Source organism: Microbacterium sp. LB12 (genome assembly GCF_037150835.1).
In the GTDB taxonomy this organism is placed as follows: Bacteria; Actinomycetota; Actinomycetes; order Actinomycetales; family Microbacteriaceae; genus Microbacterium.
Genome location: NZ_JBBCPF010000011.1, coordinates 14,550 through 34,527, shown reverse-complemented (window position 1 = coordinate 34,527; position 19,978 = coordinate 14,550). Strand labels below are relative to the sequence as shown.

The window sequence follows — 19,978 nt, the reverse complement described above, 5'->3', positions numbered from 1 at the left end:
GTTGCGCCCGTCGAGGCGATCTGCCTAGAAACCGAGCGCGCGGGCGAGCTTGGATCCGGACGCCGACTCGCGGCCTCCTGCCGCCTCGACCGCCCGATCCACGGCGGCGAAGAAGGCGCTGCGCCCGGTGTCATCGGTCGGCGCCGCGGGACCGAGCTCCATCTCCCACTCCCGCCACTCGCGCTGGACGCCCTGACGGAGGTCGGTGGCGCGCACCCGGTCGTCGACGAACTCCGCCACGACGCCGTCGGGGCCGGTCAGCAGATACGCGGTGCGATCGTTCTCGATGCGGGCGAGCGGGGTGAGCGGCGCGGTGGTCCATTCAGCCAGGGTCGCGGCCACCGCTGCCGGCAGATCGTTCCCGTCGCCGAGCGGCCAGCCCAGTTCGAGTCGCCCGTCCCCCTGCCGCGGGCCCTTCACGTGCCAGCCCGCGTCGGGACCGCCGGTGCGACGACGCAGCGCGACGCCGGCGCGAGCGAGTGCCCCGTCGGCGGTGTCGAAGTACTGCGCGTCGAGCGCCCGTGCCTCACCGGAGGAGACCGTGTCGACACCGGGGATGTCACCCCAGGTCGGCAGCGGGGTCTCGACGTCGACGTCGTACTTGCGCTCGACTTCGACGGTTCGAGACGGTTCAGTCATCGTCGAGCGTGAGGTCCTCGAGGGACTCCTCGAACCAGTAGTCGATCTCGGTGGGCCCGTCGGACGGGCCGGTGTTCTGCAGCTCGCCACGGCGGTTGTACACCACCTGCGTCTCGCTGTAGGGGACGATCAGCTTGTCGTCCGCATCGCCGAGGGGGATGATCTGCCCGTCCAGCGGGCCGCCGTGAAGTCGCGCGAGTGCCATGTGCTCAGGGTAGCGCTGACGCCACACGATCGGTGTGAGGCGAGCGGGGTCATCCGAGGACGACGCCGAGGAGCGCCCCGGCGATCATCCACGGGCCGAATGCGATGCGGGTCGTTCCGTCGGCCCGGCGGAGCAGGACGAGCACGAACGCATAGAGGGCGCCCAGCACGAAGGCAGCCGCCCCGCCGATCGCGAGAGCCTGCCAGCCGTGCCACCCCAGCACGAGGCCGATGACGGCGGCGAGCTTCACATCCCCGCCACCCATCCCCGCGCGACTGATCCCCCGCAGCACCGCGTAGAAGGCGCCGAGGATCAGCATTCCCAGGAGTGCACGGAGGAACGAGGTGCCCCGGCCGGTGACCAGGGCGTCGACGGCGGCGAGCGCGATCAGACCGGCGAGGGTCGGCAGCACGATCCGGTTCGGGAGGCGGTGGGTGCGGGCGTCGATCACGACCAGCCATCCGCCGATTCCGATCAGGGCGGCGTGCACGAAGGCGATGAGGGCGAGCCGGAGATCCATCCCCGCAGGTTAGGAGATCCGGGGACCCCGCACTGGCCCCCCTGTGGACAACCTTCCGGATGTCCGATGTACGAACTATCGTCATTCACACGACTTGTCTTATTCGTACATATCTTCGAGAATGGATGCATGGTGATCGGGCTCGATACGGTGGCCGCGCTCTCTCCGGCCGGCGACTCCCGCGCGGGAGAGGTGCTCCGTCTGCGCCGCGAGATCAGCCGGATGCAGCGCCGCCGCAGCGAGCACGCGCTGCTCCCCCTCGACCCCGCCTTCGCTGCGCTCCTGCCCGAGGAAGGACTGCAGACCGGGACCTCGTACACCGTCTCCCCCTCGCCGAGTCTCGTGCTCGCCCTGCTCAGCGCGGCATCGCAGAAGGGGCACTGGTGCGCGGTGGTCGGCATGCCGACGCTGGGCGCCGAAGCCGCCGCCGCGTACGGCATCGACCTCGCTCGACTGATCCTCGTCCCCACTCCCGGAGAACGGTGGCTCGCGGCCACCTCCGCCCTGGCCGAAGTGGTGCCCCTGATCGTCGTCGTCCCCGGCACGCGCGCCCGGGATGCGGACGTCTCCCGCCTGAGCGCGCGCCTGCGCGACCGCGGGTGCACGCTCCTGATCACCGAGTCGCCCGACACCGGCCGATGGCCTCAGAGCGAAGGAACGATCCGTCTTCACGACCCGCACTGGCACGGTCTGGGCGCCGGCTGGGGGCTGCTCTCCGAGCGCACGGTCACAGTGACCGCGCAGACCAGGCACAGCCCCCGCCCGACGAGCGTGCGCGTGCAGCTGCCCGGCGGACACGGCACGATCGAGGCCGTCGCGGCGGAGCTCACCGCACTGCCCACGATCGTTCCCGAGACCTCCCACTCCGACGAGTCCGCTCCCGCGGAACTCCTGCGCTGGGCGGAGGCGGGATGAACGCTCCCCTGCGTGTCCTCGTGCTGTGGTTCCCCGACTGGCCGATGCGGGCTGCGCTCGGCGGCGCACCCCCGCATCCACCCACCGCCCTGGTGCAGGCGAACACGATCGTCGCCTGCACCGCGTCCGCCAGAGAACACGGCGTGCGCACCGGCCAACGGCGTCGTGTCGCGCAGGGGCACCTCTCCTCCCTGCGGGTGCTCCCCCACGACCCCGACCGGGACGAGCGGGCCTTCCTGCCGGTGCTGCACCTGATCGAGAAGCACGCCCCCGGCGTCACGCTGCTGCGCCCCGGACTCGCGGTGCTCCGTGCCAGAGGAATCTCCCGCTATCACGGAGGCGAGGCGGAGGCGGCATCGGCACTCGCCGCCATTCTCGGGGAAGCCGGCTACCCCGAGGTGCGCATCGGCGTCGCGGACGGCCCGTTCACCGCCGAGATCGCCGCACGCGGCCCGGCCCCCTGCACCGTCGTACCGCCGGGAGGATCTCGGGAGTTCCTGTCCCCGTACCCCGTGCAGGTGCTGCGCGACGAGCAGATCGCCGGCCTCCTCGTCCGGCTCGGCGTGCGCACGCTCGGTGAGTTCACCGCCCTCGCCCCGCTCGACGTCCGCGACCGCTTCGGCGAGCACGGCGCCCGTCTGCACGCCCTCGCCGCCGGGGCGGACTCGCGCGCGCTGACACCGCGTCCGCCCGATCCCGAGCTGGTGCGGAGCATTGAGTTCGAATCCCCTCTGGCGGGAACGGATCAGGTGGCCTTCGCGGTGCGGCAGACGGCGGACGCGGTGATGCTGGCCCTCGGCGACGCCTCGGTGGTCTGCACCGAGGTGCGGATCGACCTGACCGACGACAACGGGGTGGTCTTCTCCCGCCCCTGGCTGCATCCGACCTGCTTCGATGCGTCCGACCTCGTCGACCGGGTGCGCTGGCAGCTGGAGGCTCTGGCCGCGGAGACCGCGAAGGATCCGGTCGACGAGGCACGGGCGTTCGGCGGCATCACAGAGGTGCGCATCATTCCCGCGGCGGTCGACGACGCCGCCCATCATCAGCCCGGCCTCTTCGGCTCCGGGACGGATGAGCGTCTGCATCACGCGGTCTCGCGCGTGCAGACCATGCTGGGCCACGAGGGCGTGGTCACCGCCGCCGTCTCTGGTGGTCGCTGGCTCGCCGACCGTCAGGTGCTCACCCCCTGGGGCGAGCGCACGGTCCCCCCGCGCGACGCAGGATCCCCCTGGCCGGGCAGCCTTCCCGACCCGCTGCCCGCCGAGGTGTTCCGCCCTCCCCGTCCCCTCCGTGTGCTCGCCGCAGACGAGAGCACGGTCGAGATCGATGAACGCGGGGCGCTCACGCATGCCCCGGCCCGCATCGACGGAGCGGCCGTGCAGGCCTGGGCAGGCCCGTGGCCCGTGCACGAGCGGCGCTGGGCGGCGGACGGCGGCCGACGAGGACACCGCCTGCAGATCGTCGACGACCGCGACCGCGCCTGGCTGGTCTTCCACAGCGGGGAGCGCTGGTGGGCCGAGGGGAGGTACCGCTGATGGGCTGGCACAATCCGCCCCTGTCCTGGAACGATCTCGAACGCACTCTCAGCGGCGAGGAATCGCCGCCGACACCGCCCGGAGCAGAACCTCGCGGACAGCGGACCGACCCCGGGCCGGTGAGCCGTCGTCGCGCGCGCACCCCGCCCGCCGTCGCACGACCCGAAGAGGCGGTGCCCTACGCCGAACTGCACGCACACTCGTCGTACTCCTTCCTCGACGGCGCCTCCTCCCCCGAAGACCTCCTCGCCGAAGCCGAGCGGCTGGGCCTGACCGCACTCGCCCTCACCGATCACGACGGCTTCTACGGAGCCGCCCGCTTCGCCGAGGTCGCCGACCTCATGGAGACCCGGCTGCAGACGGTGTTCGGCGCCGAGCTCTCCCTCGACCTGCCCGCGCCGCAGCGGGGCAGTCCCGACCCCGCGGGCGAGCATCTGCTGGTCCTCGCTCGGGGCATGGAGGGATACCACCGCCTCTCCGGCGCGATCACCGCGGCACAGCTGCGCGGCGGCGAGAAGGGGCGCCCGGTGTACGACCTCGACGATCTCGCCGCGCGAGCGGGCGGCCACTGGACGATCCTGACCGGATGCCGCAAAGGCGCGGTGCGCCGCGGGCTCGAAGCCGGCGACGCCGCCACCCCGCTGCGCTCACTCGTCGATCTGTTCGGAAGCGACAACATCGCGGTCGAGCTCTTCGACCACGGAGATCCACAGGACACCCGCCGCAACGACGCGCTCGCCGAACGCGCCAGACGGATGCGGCTGCCGGTGGTGGCGACGAACAACGTGCACTACGCCACCCCGGCCCAGGCCCCGCTCGCCGAAGCCGTCGCCGCAGTGCGCGCGGTGCGCAGCATGGATGAGCTCGACGGGTGGCTGCCCGCTCACGGCAGCGCGCATCTGCGCAGCGGCGCGGAGATGTCGGCCCGCTTCCAGCGGTACCCCGGAGCGATCTCGTACGGGCTGGAGCTGGCGGCGGCATCCGCCTTCCCCCTGCGGCTCGCCCGCCCGGCACTGCCCCAGCAGAAGGTTCCGAAGGGGCACACTCCTATGACCTGGCTGCGCCACCTGGTCTGGGAGGCCGCGCCGTCGAAGTATCCGCGGCTGGACGAGGCCGGCCGTCACCGGATCGCGCGCGAGCTGGACGTGATCGAGGAGAAGGACTTCCCGGGATACTTCCTGATCGTGCACGGCATCGTCACCGAGGCGCGCCGACGCGACATCCTCTGTCAGGGACGGGGCTCGGCGGCGGCAAGCGCGGTCTGCTATCTGCTCGGGATCACCGCGGTCGACCCGATCCTCTACCGGCTCCCGTTCGAACGATTCCTGGCGACCACACGCTCGGAGGAGCCCGACATCGACGTGGACTTCGACTCCGACCGCCGCGAGGAGATCATCCAGTGGGTCTACGCCGAGTACGGCAGGGAGCGGGCGGCGCAGGTGGCGAACGTCATCCAGTACCGCCCGAAGAACGCGGTGCGCGACATGGCCAGGGCCCTCGGGCATTCCCCCGGCCAGCAGGACGCCTGGTCCCGTCAGGTCGACGGCTGGGGCGCAGGTCTGGAAGCCGTGGAGGGACACGACATCCCGGACAACGTGCTCGCATACGCGGGCGAGCTGCTGAAGGCTCCCCGGCACCTCGGCATCCATTCGGGTGGCATGGTGCTCACCGCCCGCCCGGTCGGCGAGGTCGTGCCGGTGGAGCATGCCCGCATGGAGAACCGCACGGTCATCCAGTGGGACAAGGACGACTCCGCCTACATGGGGTTGGTGAAGTTCGACCTGCTGGGGCTCGGGATGCTCGCGGCACTGCAGCACTGCTTCGATCTGATCCGCCAGACCACGGGCGAGGAGTGGCGGCTCGAGACGATCCCCAAGGAGGAACCCGGGGTCTACGACATGCTCTGCCGCGCGGACTCGATCGGTGTCTTCCAGGTGGAGTCCCGAGCGCAGATCGGCCTGCTCCCCCGACTGCAGCCCCGGTGCTTCTACGACCTCGCCATCCAGATCGCCCTCATCCGCCCCGGCCCCATCCAGGGCGGGGCGGTGCACCCGTTCGTGCGGCGCAAGATGGCCAAGGACCGCGTCGACGAGGAGAACCGGGAGCGCGCGGCCCGCGGCGAGGAGCCGGTGGGGTTCACGATCCCCTACCCGCACAGCGATCTGGAGGACATCCTGAAGCGCACGCTGGGCATCCCGATCTTCCAGGAGCAGCTCATCCAGATGGCGACGGCCATCGGCGACTGCACGGCCGACGAGGCCGACCTGCTGCGCCGGGCCATGGGCTCGAAGCGCGGGCTGGAGAAGATCGAGAAGGTCCGGGGCAAGCTGTACGCCGGGATGGCGAGGCGCGGACTCACCGGCGACGCCGCCGACCGCATCTACGCGCAGATCCAGGCGTTCTCGAACTTCGGCTTCGCGGAGTCGCATTCGCTGTCGTTCGCCCTGCTCGTCTATGCCAGCTCGTGGCTGAAGCTGCACTACCCCGCCGCGTTCCTCGCCGGTCTGCTGCGATCGCAGCCGATGGGCTTCTACTCCGCCGCGACCCTCACGGCGGACGCACGACGGCATGGGGTGGAGGTCCGTCGCCCCGATCTGCACCTCTCCGGTGCGACGGAGACGCTGGAGCCGATCGACGACGGCGCGGCGAGCGGGCCGACCGGTCGGGACGAGTGCCTCGCCGACCCGCAGCCACCCACCCTCCGTTTCGACCGGGATGCGCCGGACGAGACCGCTGCACATCGCCGAGACGGTGGATTCGTGGTCCGGCTCGGGCTCAGCGGCATCCGCGGGATCGGGGTGCCGCTGGCGGAGCGGATCGTCGCCGAGCGAGCGGCACACGGGCTCTACCGCGACCTGAACGATCTGGTGCGGCGGACGGATGCCACCGCCGCTCAGGTGGAGGCGCTCGCCACGGCCGGTGCCTTCGACTGCCTGGGGCTGGAGCGTCGAGAGGCCATCTGGATGGCGGGCGCCGCGGCGGACGACCGCTCCCGCTTCCTCCCCGGGACGACCGTCGCCGTGCAACCACCGCTGTTCGCGGATCAGACCAGCTATGAGCGCCTCTCGGCCGACCTCTGGGCGACCGGGGTCTCGACCGACGACCATCCGATGGCACATTTCCGTGAGGCGCTGCACACTCGCGGCGTGCTGACCGCCGCCGATCTGCAGGCGCACGAGGTCGGTCGTCGCATCGAGGTCGCCGGTCTCGTCACCCACCGACAGCGTCCGGCGACCGCGGCCGGGATCACGTTCGTGAATCTCGAGGATGAGAGCGGCCTCGTCAACGTCGTGTGCTCGGCCGGGGTGTGGAATCGTTATCGCCGTGTGGCCAGGGACTCACCGGCACTCATCATCCGCGGCATCCTGGAGCGATCCGCGGAAGGCGTGGTCAACGTCCTCGCCGACGGATTCGAGGATCTGCGCACAGGACTCACCCATCGATCCAGGGACTTCCGCTGATGAGCGAGGTCCGGCGACCACCGCGGAAGTGGGCGCTCACCAGAAGCGTTCGGGCTCCTCCGCGGGAGGTCGGTCGGTGCCGCCCCAGCGATCGGCCTCCGCCTTGGCTGCATCGACCGCGGCATCCGCATCCCGCAGCGCCACCTTGGCCCCCGTGGCACCGTGGCTGACGGGGTCGATCAGCAGCGCGGTCGTCAGCACACCGCTGCCGCCGAAGGTGACGGTGCACTCGAGCACGCGTCCGATCCAGCGGGAGAAGTCGCCGCGAGGCTCCTCCGGACGGCGGTAGCGGATGCCCGTGTCGAGGTCGACGATGGCGAGCACCACCGGGTCTTCACCGAGCGGATCGACCTGCTCGGTCACCTCGACACGGTGGCCGTGAGGGATGGCGACCTGAGCCGTGAGCACGAGCAATCTGTCCATGAGTACACCCTAGGCACCGCCGCCGGGAAGACAACAGACAGCTCGTCGCGGCATCTTCCGAGAAAATGTTTGTCCCCCAAATGGCGGACAAGCCGATTAAGCGATATTCTGCTCCCGTAGCGGGGGCTACACGGCTGAAGGACTGGGGAATCAGCCGACGAGCGCAGCGAGATCTTCGCCGCCTCCCCAACCGTCCGGGAAGGACGGTGAGCCCTCTCGGCGACACCGTCTGGGGCGGGTCGTTCGGGAGGGCGTACCTCCCCCGAACACCACTCCTCCTCGTGCGTCAGCCCTGGTCGCCGACGTGCCCGGGCGCCGTGAGCGACAGCACCCGCTCGACGAAAGCGTCGAACTCGCGCATGTAGTGCCGCAGGAACTCCTCGGTGCCGGCGTCCTTGACCTCGCCGTCCGCTCCGAAGACCTCGGGTGTGAACGTGATGTAGGCCTCGGGCGCGTTCAGCTGCGGCGCGTTGAGGAAGCTCAGCACACTGCGCATCGACGACTGCATGACAGCCGTCCCGATCGCCCCCGTCGAGGCGCCGATGATGCCGGTGGGCTTGCGCGCGAAGGAGTTGTGCCCCCACGGGCGGGATCCCCAGTCGATCGCGTTCTTGAGCGCTCCGGGGATTGAGCGGTTGTACTCGGGCGAGATGATGAGCAGCCCTTCCGCGCTCTCGACGGCGCGCTTGAACTCGGTGACGGCGGGGACCGGGTCGAGCTCATCGTCGCGGTTGTACAGCGGAAGATCGCGGATCGGGATCTCGACGAGGTCGAGACTCGGCGGAGCGAGCCGCACGAGCGCCTTCGAGAGCACGCGGTTGATCGAGTCCTGGGCGAGACTCCCGATGAGATAGCCGATGCGATGCGTCATGGTCTGCTCCGCGGGGAGGTGTGATCGCCCGAAGCTCGCGCGTGGTCCCCGCGTCCTTCCACTGGGAGGATATCGCCGCACCCTCTTCGCGCCACAGGGTTCAGCGGCCGAGACGCGCGCGCAGCGAGTCGATGAGCAGTCCCACGCCCAACTCGAACGTACGATCCGAGCGCGCGCTCCCGCGCTCGGCCCGGTCGATGAGACGCCCGAGGGTGCGTGTCTCCTCCTCGGGCTGCCAGACCTCGTCCGGCGACGCGAGATCCAGGCCGAAGCCGATCGCGAACGCATCGATGACCGCGATGACCGAGAGCACCTCGTCTTCGGGGAACCCTCCGCTGACGAGCACCGTGGCCAGGTCGTCGTATGCCGCGATGACGGCCGGATGCGTGATGGTCTTGCCGACCAGCAGCGGCACGAGCAGCGGGTGATCCGCATACATCCGGCGCTGAGTGCGCAGCACAGCGACCACGAACTCGTCCCACGGCTCCCCGCTCGACTGCACCAGGTACTCCTGGACGAGCTGTCCACGCATGAGCTCGACGATCCCCTCCATGCCGTCCGCGTGGTTGTAGAGCGACGACGGTCGCACGCCCAACTCACGGGCGATCGCATTCACCCCGAACGGCTCACCGGCCTTCACCAGAGCGAGCCCCGCCGCACCGATGATCTCCGGAGACAGCAGCGGGGAGGAAGGCCTCGGCATCGGGGACTCTCTTTCTGGAGGAGACGTGGCACGGAATGGGGGTTCCGTGGAAACCCTCTCCTGTGCATAATAATGAACACCATTCGTTTACGAACACCATTCGTTTACGACATCGCGCCCCACCCGAGGCGCATCCACCACTTTCTCTCCGGGCACAATGCCGTGTCCTCCCATCCCTGGAGTCCCATGACCACGCTCGACCTCCGCACCAGGATCCCCCTCCGCTTCCCGACAGCATCCGCGACGTTCGCGATCGGCATCGCGGGCTACCTCGGCGTCAACCTGTCGCCCTACATGATCTCCGCCGCGCAGACCGGACTCGGCATCGACGTGCTCACCGCCAGCTGGCTGGTGACCGCCACGCTGTTGCTGACCGCAGTGACCGGACTGGCGATCGCGCCGCTGTGCGCCGGAGCGCATCGCCGCACCGTCGCCCGCGCCGGCCTCGGACTCGCGCTCCTCGGCTTCACCACCGCCGCACTCGCCCCCGCGGCCATGCTGCCCGGGCTGCTCCTCGGCGGGGCCGGCGCGGGTGGAGCGGTCGCCGCCTCCGGCGCCGCCCTCGCGGCGTTCCGCAACCCGGACCGGGTCGCCGGGTTCAACGGACTGGCGAACCGCGGCGTGATCACGATCGTCCTCGCCGTCATCCCCCTCATCGGTCTCGCACCGATCGACGTCTTCGGGGCCCTGGCACTGTTCAGCCTGATCGGACTCGTCGCCACCGCCTGGCTGCCCGCTGCGCCCGTGATCGCACCGCAGGCGGGGGCCGCCACCGCCGAGGCCATGCCGATCGAGATCCCGCCCACGGGCACGCTCCGGGTCTCCCCGCCGAGCTCGCGCACCGTCACGATCGCCGGCTTCGGGCTGCTCGTCGTCTTCGCCCTCTGGGCAGCGAGCGAGGACTCCCTCTGGGCCATGGCCGGCGTGATGGGCGCGGAGCAGGCGGCGCTGACACCCGAGGGACTCGGACTCGCGCTCAGCGGTGCGACAGCCGGCGGACTCCTCGGATCGCTGCTGCTGATGATCGTCGGCGCCCGATTCGGTCGCGCCGTCCCGCTCGTGGTCCTGCTGCTCGCCGGCGGAGCACTCAAGATCGTCGAGGGTTTCGTGACCGACCCGACCGCGTTCATCATCGTCTTCATCGCCTGGAACTCGGTGTATGCCATCGCGTTCATGTACTTCGTGTCGACGTCTGCCGCCCTGGACGCGGACGGCCGCTGGTCCGGACCGCTGCTCGCCGTCTACCTGGTCGGCTCGGCCCTCACCCCGGTCATCGGCGCCGCGCTCGTCGGCGCCCTCGGGTACCAGGGATTCGCGGTCGCCCTCGGCATCGCGAGCTTCGTGCTCGCCATCCCGGCAGGCGCGATCGCTCTCGTCTCGACCCGTCTGGAACGTCTGACCGCACAGGAGAATGCCGCATGACCCGCACGCTGTACCGCAACGCCCGCATCTTCACCGGCGACGAGTCGCGCTGGGCCGAAGCCCTCGTCGTCGACGGCGACACCTTCACCCACGTGGGCACCGAGGACGACGCTGCGCCCACGGAAGAGACCGTGGACCTCGGCGGCCGCGTCGTGTTGCCCGGATTCACCGACGCGCACACGCATCTGCTCATGATGGGAGAGGCGCTCGGGCAGGTCGGACTCACGGATGCCGCCTCCCTCGAGGAGATCCAACGGCGGCTGCGAGCGGCACGGGGCGATGCGACCGACGTGCTCCGCGGCCGCGGCTGGCTGTTCGACGCGATCCCCGGGGGCGAGCCCACCGCCGCGATGATCGACGCGGTCGTCGCCGACATCCCCGTCTACCTCGACGCGAACGACTACCACTCGTGCTGGGTGAACACGGCCGCCCTCGTCGAGCTCGGGATCACCCGCGACACCCCCGATCCTCTCGGCGGTCGCATCGCCCGTGACGCCGACGGCGAGCCCAGCGGGATGCTCTACGAGACCGCGGCACAGCTCCACGCATGGGCGCAGCGCGATGCGAGCACGACCGACGCACAGCGAGATCAGGCGGTCGACCGGGTCGTGGCCGCCTACCTCGCGGCAGGCGTGACGAGCGCGGTGGACATGGCTTTCGATGAGCTCGGGCTCGCCGCACTCGGACGGGCCGCAGACCGTGACGCGCTGCCCCTGCGCATCGCGGCGCACTGGTTCATCGTCAACACCGGTGACGATGAGGCGAACCTCGCGCAGGTCGCCCAGGCCGCCGCGCACGCGTCGGCGACGACCGCGGGCGTGCGGGTGCTCGGGATCAAGCTCGTGCTCGACGGCACCATCGACGCGTGCACCGCTGCCATGGGCGCACCCTATGCGGACGGCACGAACGCGGCCCCGATCTGGCCTGCCGAACGGCTGCTGCCGGTGGTCGCGGCGGCCGACGCCGCGGGCCTGCAGATCGCCCTCCACGCGATCGGCGACGCCGCGAGCACGCTCGCCCTGGACGCGATCGAGCACGCGATCGCGGTGAACGGCGACCGACCGAGGCGCCACCGCATCGAGCACCTCGAGTACACCGCACCGGGCACGGCGGAGCGGATGTCCCGTCTCGGTGTGACCGCGTCCATGCAACCGGTGCACGCGGACCCGGCGATCTTCGCGAACTGGGCGGCGCAGGTCGGTGACCATCGGGCGGACCGGGCCTTCGCATGGACCGAGTACGAGCAGGCCGGGGCGCTCCTGGCGTTCTCGACCGATGCGCCGACCGCGCCACATGAGGCGCTCGCGAACATGTACGTCGCCGCCACGCGCGCTTCGGCGTTGGCCCCCGGTGTCGCTGCGGTGCATCCGGAGCAGGCGCTCCCGCTCGAACGCGCGGTCGCACACGCCACTCGCGATGCCGCGGCATCGATGGGCGACGGCAGTTGGCGCGGACGGATCGCCGCCGATCACGCCGCCGACTTCGTCGTGCTCGACGCGGACCCGTTCGACACGGACCCGGCTCTGCTGCTGACGGCCGTGGTGGTGCGGACCGTGATCGCGGGCCGTACGGTGCACGAGGCGTAGTCCCCTCCCGCATTTCCAGGATATCGCCGAGGTGGGGGCTTGCCGCAAGGCCCCCACCCTGGGGCAGAATCGACCCTCGCTCGTGCGAATCGCGCACGGACGAGAAGGAGATCCATGCCCCTCGACCCGTTCCACCTCGCCGCCACCCTGCACGCCAAAGCCACCCCGGCCCTCCTCGACGCCGATCGCGCACAGCTCGCCCGCATCGCCGCATCGCTCGCCGCACAGCGGGCCGAACTCACGCGACGCCTGACCGAAGCGCGCCGCCAGGACGCAGGCTCGGGTGGCGACGCGGTGGACCGCGACCTCGAGATCCGTCGCCTGAGCGGGAGCCTGCGGATGCTGGAGCGCTTCGACATCGACATCTGCCTGGGCCGGATGACACCCGCCGACGGCGAGCCCGTCTACATCGGACGCATCGGTCTGGCCGCCGACGACGGCACCCGGCTCCTCGTGGACTGGCGCGCACCAGCCGCCGAGCCGTATTTCGCCGCCACGATGGAAGACCCGCACGGCATCGTCTCGCGCCGACGGTATCGATGGAGCGGCGGTCGGATCAGCGACTACTGGGACGAGGCCCTCACCGCCGACGCCTTCGACGGCGCGGCGTCGCTCGACGACCAGTCCGCGTTCATCGCCAGCCTGGGCACGCATCGGACACCGCGGATGCGGGATGTGCTCGCCACTATCCAAGCCGATCAGGACGCCATCATCCGCGCCCCCTCGCCCGGTGCCCTCGTGGTGGACGGAGGCCCCGGTACCGGGAAGACGGTCGTGGCCCTGCACCGCGCCGCCCACCTGCTGCACGCCGAGCCGCGGCTCACGCAGAGCGCCGGCGGGATGCTGCTGATCGGCCCGCACGCGCACTACCTCGCATATGTGGGGGACGTGCTGCCGAGCCTCGGCGAGGACACGGTGCGGCTGAGCACCCTGCGCGATCTCGTCCCGGAGGGGGCGACGGCGGTCGACGAGGCCGACTCCGCGGTCGCAGCGCGGAAGGCAGCGCTCGATCCGCAGGCGCTGCTCGACGCCGCAGCGCGGGCCTTCGAACGACCACCCGCCCACGCCCTGCGCCTCGAATCGCCCTGGGCCGACCTCTGGGTGAGTCGCGAGGAGTGGACGGAGCTGTTCGCGGCCGCCGATCCCGCCGCCTCGCACAACGAGGCACGTGACGAGGTGTGGGAGGAGCTCCTGGAACTGCTCGTCGATCAGGTGGACGACGACGAGGTGCCCCCGCACGTCATCCGGCGGTGGCTGCGCCAGGACGACGAGCTGACCGGGACGTTCGTCCGTGCCTGGCCGCTGCTGTCCCCCGCCGGCGTGGTGCAGCGGCTGTGGTCTTCACCCGAACTGCTGCGACGGTGCTCACCCGCGCTGTCCGACGACGACATCGCCCTCCTCCGGCGCGGCCCTTCCTCGGCGTGGACCGTCGCCGACCTGCCGTTCCTCGATGCGGCGCGACGTCGGATCGGCGACCCGGATCGGGTGCGCGACGAGCACCGCCGTCAGGCCGTGATCGCGTCCGCGCAGGAGCAGATGTCGCACGTGGTCGACCACCTCATCGAAGACGATGACAGCGAGATGAAGGTGATGTCGATCCTGCGCGGCCAGGACGCCAGGAACGTGCTGATCGGGGTCGATGCCCCGCCCGCGCTCACTCCGGACGAGCTGGCCGGCCCGTTCGGCCACATCGTCGTCGACGAGGCGCAGGAGCTCACCGACGCCGAGTGGCGGATGCTGATCGCCCGCTGCCCTTCCCGCAGCTTCACGATCGTCGGCGACCGCGCCCAGGCCCGTACCGGTTTCACCGAGAGCTGGGCCGAACGGCTCGCCCGCGTGGGGCTGCGCGACGTGCGGATCGCGCACCTCGGGGTCAACTACCGCACGCCCGCGGAGGTGATGGCCGCGGCGGCGCCGACCATCCGCGCGGCGATCCCCGACGCGAACGTGCCGACTTCGGTGCGGGAGAGCGGCGTCCCGGTGCGGTACCGCGAGGTCGCGGAGCTCGACACGGTGGTGGCGACCTGGCTCGACGCGCATCCGGAGGGCGTGGCGTGCGTGATCGGCGCGCCCTCGTTCGCCCCGTCCACGCGCGTGCGCTCGCTCAGTCCGGAGGGGGCGAAGGGTCTCGAGTTCGATCTGGTCGTGCTCGTGGATCCGGAGCAGTTCGGCGACGACGTGACCGGAGCCGTGGACCGCTACGTGGCGATGACCAGGACCACCCGCGAGCTCGTCGTGCTGCAATGACCAGCGCAACCCACCGGGGCTTCAGCCGACCAGCACGCGACCGGCGCGGGCCTGCCACCGCCCTTCCCGGTGCTCGATGCGGATCGGGTAGTCGAACGCCGCGGTGACGAGCTCGGTGGTGAGCACCTCGTCCGCAGCTCCCTGAGCGACGATCCTGCCGTGCGCGACGAGGGCGGCGTGCGTGGTCGAACGCGGCAGCTCTTCGAGGTGGTGCGTGACGAGGACGGTGGCGAGTTCGGGCTGCGAGTCGTGCAGCAGGTCGACCGTCTCGAGGAACTGCTCACGCGCCGCGACGTCGAGCCCCGTGGACGGTTCGTCGAGCAGCAGCAGGGCGGGATCGGGCAGCAGCGACCGGGCGATGAGCGCTCTGCCGCGCTCCCCCTGCGACATGGTCGGCCACGTCGCCCCCTGCAGCGCGTCGAGTCCGAGCATCCCGATCAGGTGATCCGCCCGCTCGACGACCTCCGTCGACGGCTCCCACCGGTTCATCATCTCCGTCGTCCCGGTGGCCCCCGTGAGCACCACCTGTCGCACGGTCAGGGGCGAGCGCAGCGGGTGGCGCGGGTTGACGTGGCCGATCGACTCCCGGAGCCGACGGATCTCGACCCGGCCGAGGCGCTGCCCCAGCACCTCGACGGCCCCGCGGGTGGGATGCGCCTCCGCGCCGCACATGCTCAGGATGGTGCTCTTGCCCGCACCGTTGGGACCGATCAGCGCCCAGTGCTCCCCTGCACGCACGGTGAGGTCGATGCCGGTGAGGATCTGTCGCGCGCTGCGCACCACGTCGACCGCGTGCAGGCGCAGCACCTCGGCGGGCGCGGTCATGCCAGCGCCTCGCGCAGAGTCAGCAGATGCGCGCGGCTGTGAGCGGTGGCGGCCTGCTCGTCACGCGCGGCGATCGCATCGGCCTGTTCGACGTGGGCGTCGTGATCCGCGTCGTCTCCGAACTCGCGCCGGATGCGGAGCATCTCGATCATCGCCTCGCGCAGACGCGGCGTGAAGCTGTCGAACAGGTCGAGGAGCACCGGGTTGTGCGCGGCGGCGACGATCGTGCGGTGGAACGCGGTGTCGGCGTCGACATGGCTCTCGATATCGGACCGATGCGCGGCGCGTTCGGCGAGGGCGCGACGGATGGCACGGAGATCGCCGGGAGTACGACGCGCTGCGGCGAGCGCGGCCGCTTCGGTCTCGATCGCGATGCGTGCCTCGATCACCGCGACGATGCCGGCGCGCCGGAGCACGGTGTCCCAGTCCTCGGGCGCGTCGAGCGCGGTGACGAACACGCCGGCTCCCTGGCGGGAGGCGAGCACGCCACGGCCAGCGAGCTGGCGGATCGCCTCCCGGAGCGTGGAACGGCCGACGCCGAGTTGGGGCGCGAGGGTCGTCTCGCCGGGGAGCTTCTCCCCCAGTCCCCACTCTCCTGCCCTGATGCGGTCGAGCAGCAGCTCCGCCGCCTGGTCCGCCAGCGGTTCCCGCGTCACCTGCGCCATCCCAGCTCCGTTCTCTCGTCTACTTGTCTGAGGAGTCGTGCTACAGTCTAGCCATGCTCTCGCACGAGCTCCTTCTTCTTCGCCGCCACGGCGGGGCCTAGCCGGACCGGCTCCCCGTCGTGGAGCCGCCTCACGCGCCGGTCTTCTCCCGAAGATGAAGAAGAAAGCAGCATCGCCATGAGCACCACCGCGTCATCTCACACCGCCGCGCCCTTTCACACCACCGCGTTCCCCCGCATCGCCACCCCCGCCGGCCCCGTTCCCGATCACGCCCCGTCGTGGAACCGGCAGCGGCACTCGCAGATGCCCTCCCACCGCTACCGCGACGTCTACTCGCGCGTCGAGGTGCCGCTCACCGCACGGGAGTGGCCGACGAACCGCCTGACCACCGCCCCGCTCTGGGTGCCCGTCGACCTGCGCGACGGCAACCAGGCGCTCGCCGAGCCGATGGATCCCGCGCGCAAGCGCCGCCTCTTCGACCTCATGGTCACCATGGGATACAAGGAGATCGAGGTCGGATACCCCTCCGCCTCGCAGACCGACTACGACTTCGTGCGGCTGATCGCCGACAGTGACATCGCGCCGGACGACGTCACGATCGTCGTGTTCACCGCCGCACGACGCGACCTGATCGAGCGCACGGTCGCCTCCATCGAGGGCATCACGAATCCCGTCGTGATCCACCTGTACACCGCGACCGCGCCCACCTGGCGCCAGACCGTCCTGGGCCACGACCGCGACGAGCTGAAGGAGCTCATCCTCGCCGCCGGCCGCGACGTGTGGGAACTCGCCGGGCACCTGCCGCACGTGCGATTCGAGTTCTCACCCGAGGTCTTCAACCTCACCGAGCCCGAGTACGTGCTCGACGTCTGCGACGCCATGACCGAGCTGTGGCAGGCGACGCCGGAGCGACCGGTGATCCTGAACCTGCCCGCCACCGTCGAGATCGCCACTCCCAACGTGTACGCCGACCAGATCGAGTACATGCACCGCTCCCTCGCCCGTCGCGATGCCGTGATCCTCTCGGTGCATCCGCACAACGACCGCGGCACCGGGATCGCCTGCGCGGAGCTCGCCGTGCTGGCCGGCGCGCAGCGCGTGGAGGGCTGCCTGTTCGGCAACGGGGAGCGCACGGGCAACGTCGACATCATCACGCTCGCCCTGAACCTGCACGCACAGGGCATCGACCCGATGATCGACTTCTCCGACATCGATGAGATCCGCCGCACCGTGGAGTTCTGCAACCGCATCGAGGTGCACCCGCGACACCCCTACGTGGGGGACCTGGTGCACACGGCCTTCAGCGGCACGCACCAGGATGCGATACGGAAGGGCTTCGCGGAGCATCGGGCCAGGGCCGCCGCCGAAGGGCGCGCGGAGCGCGAGGTGGATTGGCGCGTCCCCTACCTGCCGATCGATCCGGCCGACATCGGCCGCGACTACGACGCCGTGATCCGCGTGAACTCCCAATCCGGCAAGGGTGGCATCGCCTACCTGCTGGAGTCGGAGTACGGGATCGAGCTGCCACGGCGCCTGCAGATCGACTTCGCCCGCCACGTGCAGCGGCACACGGACGCCACCGGCGCGGAGGTGACGGCCCCCGAGCTGTGGGAGGTGTTCGAACAGGCGTACCTCGGGGGTGCCGACGCTCGGGACGTCGCCCTCGTCTCCTACGGCACCTCAGAGTCGGACGGAGCCGGGCGCACCGGCATCACCCTTCGCATCGCGGGGCGCGAGTCGCACAGCACCCACACGGCCGGCGGGCCCGTCGAAGCCCTCACCTCGGCGCTCTCGGGGCACGGCATCGCCGTCGACATCGTGAACCTGCACCAGGCCAGCATGGGTTCCGGCAACGACAGCGAGGCACTCACCCTGATCGAGCACCGCACCGCGGACGGCAGCAGCTGGTCGGCGGGGCGAGGACGATCCGTGCTCACAGCGACCCTGTCCGCGGTGATCGCGGCCGCGAACGAGAGCGCACGGGAAGATGCGGTCGGTGCCGGGATCAGAACTCGCTGATGTCCCAGCTCATCTCGTCGTCGAGCACGTACGGGTCGAAGAGCCCCGTCGTCACCGTGACCACGCGGCGGATCTCGGGACCGAAACGGGTGCCGTCGCACGCCGACATGCGCAGGACGTAGATGCCGTAGTTGTAGAACCGGAGCACCCGGGATGCCGTTCCCGCGGCATCCAACGGGACGACGGCGGATTGACCGGTATCGGACTCGATGCAGACCGACCCGCTGGGCGCTCCCGTCATCATGAACGGCAAGCCGCCGCCCATGCCGTCGCGCAGAGTCACGGAAGGGTTCTCATCGGCGAAGCCGTCCAGCACGATCTCCTCGATCGTGAAGGTCATCGAGGTCGGCTGCGATGCCACACCCTCGGCCACGGTCCACACCGTCGCGGTATGCGATCCGGCCGGGAGCTGCAGCGAGCGCAGGTCGAAAGCCCATACCCCGGCAGCATCGGGCGCGGCGCTGTAGGTGTTCTCGGCCACCTGCATCGCGACGGTCGCGCCCGGCGACACGACCCCGCTGAACACCGGAGCGAAGTAGGTGGACGAGGGCGTCGCCGAGGCGACGGCGGGTGCGGCCGGACTCGCAGGTCCCGTTCCCGGCAACAGCACGGTTCCCGGTGCGGCGGGCGCGGTGGGTGTCGGGCGCGCCGGGAAGCCGAAGGTCCCATTCGGGTCGAAGCGGATGGGGATCTCCGGCGTCGCTGCACCCGTCGACGACTGCGCCGGCACGGATGGCGGCGCAGCGATGGGTGCGGGCGACGGGTCGATCTCTCGAGGAGGCCCGGCGAGCCCACTGCTCTCGGGTGCGACTTCGGACTCCGACACGGCCGCAGCGGGTGTGGCCGGGGGCTGGATCGTCGACAGGGTGGCGGCGCCGATGCCTGCAGCCAGCAGTCCGAGCGCGACGGCGACGCCCAGCGGTCCGATGCCCGCCGCCGCCGTGATCGTGACCGGGGCCACCCACCAGGCCGAAGCCGCCGGAAGCACGACGCCGAGGGCCGCGAGCCCGCCGACCGATGCCGCTGCCTTCCGCCCGTCGCGGTACGACGCCCGGAGCTCGCCGTCGACCGCGCGGCAACGCGGGCACGCGGCGAGGTGCTGCACCATCCGCGGACTCAGCGGCAACGGTCCGCGCAGGATCGCGTGCGGAAGATCGGCGGCCACATGCGCGGGATCCTCCCGCAGATCCGCCGGCACATGCTGCCGCAGCCAGTGCAGCCGCAACCCCTGCCGCGCGCGCCGATGCAACGACGACACCGCATTCGGACGGATGCCGAGGTCGCCGGCGATGAGCGGGCGGTCGGCGTTCTCGACATCGGTCAGCCAGAGGATGCGCTGCCAGCGCGCAGGGAGCTCCTGAAACGCGTGCAGCAGCATGACGTATTCGTCTGCCCGCTCGAGCGCGCCGAGGGGCTCGTCCTCCACGACGAGATCGGCGTCGGGGTCGTAGACGAGACGAGAGCCCTCGCGGTACCAGCGGGCGGCGATGTTGCGGATCACCGCGAACAGATAGCCGCGGAACGAGCTCGTCGGCCCTTTGCCCTGGTGCCGGATCTGGTCGTAGACGGTCAGGAAGGCTTCGGAGACCAGGTCGTCGGCCTGCGTCGGCGCCCAGCGCCGGGCGACCAGCGCGGCCGCGCCGACATGGCGCACCCAGAGCTGCTCGTACGCGGCGGCGTCACCCTCGCGCAACGCGACGACGAGGTCGTCATCCGACCATTCCGACAGGGAGTTCGCCACACGATCCTGCGGCGCATCAGGCGATGTCGTGCGGGGCGTCGTCACAGCGCGGGTGCTCCTTCGGAAGCGGCCTCAGTGCAGCAGCCCTCCTCGTGCGCCGTGGATCGCGATGGCCCCGGAGTCGGACGATCTCACTGTAGCGGTGCTGCGGGAGGCCGGATCCGTCTGCACCGCGAGGCGCATCCCGTGACCCCCGTTCGG

At 70.8% G+C, this 19,978-nt stretch carries 16 protein-coding genes; 7 read left to right on the top strand and 9 right to left on the bottom strand.

Annotated elements, in window-relative coordinates:
* Positions 1 to 24: 24 nt before the first annotated feature.
* From WFM69_RS16355 to WFM69_RS16345, 3 genes are read right to left on the bottom strand one after another with little or no spacing between them, the layout of a single operon-like run.
* Complete coding sequence (locus WFM69_RS16355; protein WP_337006556.1) at positions 25 to 639, bottom strand: CYTH domain-containing protein; 615 nt, start codon at positions 637 to 639, stop codon at positions 25 to 27.
* Entirely contained in the window at positions 632 to 844 is a 213-nt protein-coding gene (locus WFM69_RS16350) for a response regulator (RefSeq protein ID WP_337006555.1), read from the bottom strand. The genes WFM69_RS16355 and WFM69_RS16350 overlap by 8 nt, the downstream gene beginning before the upstream one ends.
* 49 nt (positions 845 to 893) lie before the next feature.
* Positions 894 to 1,364, bottom strand: a complete 471-nt coding sequence (locus tag WFM69_RS16345; RefSeq protein WP_337006554.1) for an A24 family peptidase — start codon at positions 1,362 to 1,364, stop codon at positions 894 to 896.
* A gap of 129 nt (positions 1,365 to 1,493) precedes the next feature.
* Between WFM69_RS16345 and WFM69_RS16340 the strand changes: the two genes are divergently transcribed.
* The 3 genes from WFM69_RS16340 to WFM69_RS16330 are packed head-to-tail and all read left to right on the top strand — an operon-like array spanning position 1,494 to position 7,275.
* On the top strand, positions 1,494 to 2,279 hold the full coding sequence (locus WFM69_RS16340) for a hypothetical protein (RefSeq protein WP_337006552.1): 786 nt from the start codon (positions 1,494 to 1,496) through the stop codon (positions 2,277 to 2,279).
* The gene (locus tag WFM69_RS16335) at positions 2,276 to 3,814 is read left to right on the top strand and encodes a DNA polymerase Y family protein (RefSeq protein WP_337006551.1); all 1,539 of its coding nucleotides are present in this window, start codon (positions 2,276 to 2,278) and stop codon (positions 3,812 to 3,814) included. The genes WFM69_RS16340 and WFM69_RS16335 overlap by 4 nt, the downstream gene beginning before the upstream one ends.
* A complete protein-coding gene (locus tag WFM69_RS16330; protein WP_337006549.1) occupies positions 3,814 to 7,275 on the top strand; it encodes an error-prone DNA polymerase in 3,462 nt (1,153 codons plus the stop codon). Before WFM69_RS16335 ends, WFM69_RS16330 begins: the two co-directional genes overlap by 1 nt.
* A gap of 36 nt (positions 7,276 to 7,311) precedes the next feature.
* Here the strand turns inward: WFM69_RS16330 and WFM69_RS16325 are convergent, their stop codons facing one another.
* The 3 genes from WFM69_RS16325 to WFM69_RS16315 all read right to left on the bottom strand — a co-directional run bounded on the left by WFM69_RS16325 (position 7,312) and on the right by WFM69_RS16315 (position 9,272).
* On the bottom strand, positions 7,312 to 7,698 hold the full coding sequence (locus WFM69_RS16325) for a hypothetical protein (RefSeq protein WP_337006547.1): 387 nt from the start codon (positions 7,696 to 7,698) through the stop codon (positions 7,312 to 7,314).
* Between the two features lie 286 nt (positions 7,699 to 7,984).
* Positions 7,985 to 8,569, bottom strand: a complete 585-nt coding sequence (locus WFM69_RS16320; RefSeq protein WP_337006546.1) for an NADPH-dependent FMN reductase — start codon at positions 8,567 to 8,569, stop codon at positions 7,985 to 7,987.
* A 100-nt stretch (positions 8,570 to 8,669) separates the two neighbouring features.
* A complete protein-coding gene (locus tag WFM69_RS16315) occupies positions 8,670 to 9,272 on the bottom strand; it encodes a TetR/AcrR family transcriptional regulator C-terminal domain-containing protein (RefSeq protein ID WP_337006544.1) in 603 nt (200 codons plus the stop codon).
* A 186-nt stretch (positions 9,273 to 9,458) separates the two neighbouring features.
* Between WFM69_RS16315 and WFM69_RS16310 the strand changes: the two genes are divergently transcribed.
* The 3 genes from WFM69_RS16310 to helR all read left to right on the top strand — a co-directional run bounded on the left by WFM69_RS16310 (position 9,459) and on the right by helR (position 14,527).
* Positions 9,459 to 10,694, top strand: a complete 1,236-nt coding sequence (locus tag WFM69_RS16310) for an MFS transporter (protein WP_337006542.1) — start codon at positions 9,459 to 9,461, stop codon at positions 10,692 to 10,694.
* Positions 10,691 to 12,280: an amidohydrolase gene (locus tag WFM69_RS16305; RefSeq protein WP_337006540.1), complete on the top strand. Its 1,590-nt coding sequence runs from the start codon at positions 10,691 to 10,693 to the stop codon at positions 12,278 to 12,280. Before WFM69_RS16310 ends, WFM69_RS16305 begins: the two co-directional genes overlap by 4 nt.
* A gap of 114 nt (positions 12,281 to 12,394) precedes the next feature.
* Positions 12,395 to 14,527 carry an RNA polymerase recycling motor ATPase HelR gene (helR, locus tag WFM69_RS16300; RefSeq protein ID WP_337006538.1) on the top strand — a complete coding sequence of 711 codons (2,133 nt, stop codon included), beginning with the start codon at positions 12,395 to 12,397 and terminating at the stop codon, positions 14,525 to 14,527.
* Positions 14,528 to 14,548: 21 nt separating this feature from the next.
* Here the strand turns inward: helR and WFM69_RS16295 are convergent, their stop codons facing one another.
* Together WFM69_RS16295 and WFM69_RS16290 are read right to left on the bottom strand one after the other, a co-directional pair.
* Entirely contained in the window at positions 14,549 to 15,352 is an 804-nt protein-coding gene (locus tag WFM69_RS16295) for an ABC transporter ATP-binding protein (protein ID WP_337006537.1), read from the bottom strand.
* Entirely contained in the window at positions 15,349 to 16,017 is a 669-nt protein-coding gene (locus WFM69_RS16290; protein WP_337006536.1) for a FadR/GntR family transcriptional regulator, read from the bottom strand. Before WFM69_RS16290 ends, WFM69_RS16295 begins: the two co-directional genes overlap by 4 nt.
* 177 nt (positions 16,018 to 16,194) lie before the next feature.
* Here WFM69_RS16290 and WFM69_RS16285 point away from each other — a divergent pair, with 177 nt between their 5' ends.
* Positions 16,195 to 18,036 (top strand): 2-isopropylmalate synthase, encoded by a 1,842-nt coding sequence (locus WFM69_RS16285; RefSeq protein ID WP_442928402.1) that lies wholly within the window; start codon positions 16,195 to 16,197, stop codon positions 18,034 to 18,036.
* Here WFM69_RS16285 and WFM69_RS16280 read toward each other — a convergent pair.
* A complete protein-coding gene (locus tag WFM69_RS16280; RefSeq protein WP_337006535.1) occupies positions 18,023 to 19,822 on the bottom strand; it encodes a sigma-70 family RNA polymerase sigma factor in 1,800 nt (599 codons plus the stop codon). The genes WFM69_RS16285 and WFM69_RS16280 overlap by 14 nt on opposite strands.
* Between the last annotated feature and the right edge of the window lie 156 nt (positions 19,823 to 19,978).